This is a genomic window from Bartonella sp. AP57NXGY (assembly GCF_042195805.1).
Lineage (GTDB): Bacteria > Pseudomonadota > Alphaproteobacteria > Rhizobiales > Rhizobiaceae > Bartonella.
Genome location: NZ_JBHIOZ010000261.1, coordinates 1 through 1,567 on the forward strand (window position 1 = coordinate 1; position 1,567 = coordinate 1,567).

Annotated in this window: 1 protein-coding gene; it reads right to left on the reverse strand. The window is 47.0% G+C overall.

All coding sequences use genetic code 11. From position 1 onward, the window contains the following. Nucleotides 1-1,567, reverse strand: a 1,567-nt coding sequence (locus ACFIL8_RS10095; protein WP_375689653.1) for a hemagglutinin repeat-containing protein, incomplete at both ends; no start/stop codon positions are given.

The window sequence follows — 1,567 nt, forward strand, 5'->3', positions numbered from 1 at the left end:
ACTGAATGCCAAAGCCTGTACGTTCTTCCTTTGAGCTTGAGGAATGGCTATTATGACCAACAAGCACATTGACATCATGCGCTGCCGAAAGGTTAATATTCTCACCCGCAAGATCAGAGCCCTCCACGTTCACATCTTTTTTCTTGGCAGTGATGTTGATATTGCCATCCGCATTGAGAGAAGAGCCTTGATGCTCAAAGCTCTCTTCATTTTCTGTCTTTCCCTCACTCCCGTATATCGACACAAAGCCCTTACCTGATCCCACACCAAAACCTGTTTCATGCTCCTCTGAATGGCTTTTATGATGATCTGTCATGCCATCAATCGTCACACTTTCTCCGCTCACATTGATATCTTGACCGGAAAGAAGATGAGAAGCAGAAATCTTGGCTTCTCCTTGTGCGTCTAACACGATGTTTCCCGTCGCCCCAAGGATAGAGGAAACCGTTGTGGTATGCGATTGAGATGTATCGGACGATTTCTCATGCAAAAAGCCACTTGATGACGATTGTGCTTGCTGATCCAAGTGTTCTTGGGCGCCTTTGATAGTAATCTTTCCCCCAGAGTGAATGGTAATATCCGCTTGTTTCTGTTCTCCTGGTGCTTTCTCTCCTGACGTTTCCTCTGCCTTACCGGCTACGAGCGTCGAGGCGACAACTTCCGTGTTGTTTCCAGATTCAATGGCAACGCCTTTTTCTCCTGCTATACTTGAACCTACCACTTGGGTAGCTCCAAAAGTTTCATGATAGGATGAGCTTCCCCCAAAAAAACCGCCATCTGTGTAGCTAGATATCTCACGGTGTGAACTATCCTCTGCATTGGTGATCAGGACATCGTTGCTGGCTTTCAGCCCTACCTTGCCCTCAGCCGCAACGGAACTGCCTGTGATGCTAAGGTCATGCGGTTTCCCATCCTGCCCTGCAACAACAGTGGTATCACCCCCAGATTTTATCGAAGAACCCCGAGAAATAGACTCTTGCCTATCAACACTAAAGTCGCTGCTCTGAAAATGATAATCTCTTTCATCGTTTCTCACCCCTATTGTTATCTCCCCTTGTGCGCCAAGAGCAACATTGTCCTTCGCATCTATATCGGAAGCAGCAATATGGATATCTTGACCCGAGATGACAGTGGTATCTTTTCCAGAACTTAAATGAGAGCCATTGTGCAAGGCGACATGGGAGGTTTCACTCCCGCGATGATTGTCCATGCTGTTGCGTGTAGCATCAATCGAAACATTTTCTTTTGCTTGTAAGTAAAGATCATCATGCGCTTGAACATCAGAGCCTAAAATATTCAAATCTTTTCCAGAGAGAAGTGTCGTCGAGCCTCCAGAGTTTAACACAGATTTATGGTGCATAATGGAGTCACTATACTGTTTATGGTGATGCGTTGCAGCTGAGCCTATCGTCAAGTTGCCTTCTTCTGTAGCCATGGCAAGATCACCTCCGGTGCTGATCCCCACCCCTGAGGCGGTAATATCTTGTTTAGCAATCACCGTTGCATTACCCCCAGCAGAAAGCGCCTCGGTGTTTAATACGGTCTCCACGCCGTCAACCGTTGTGCG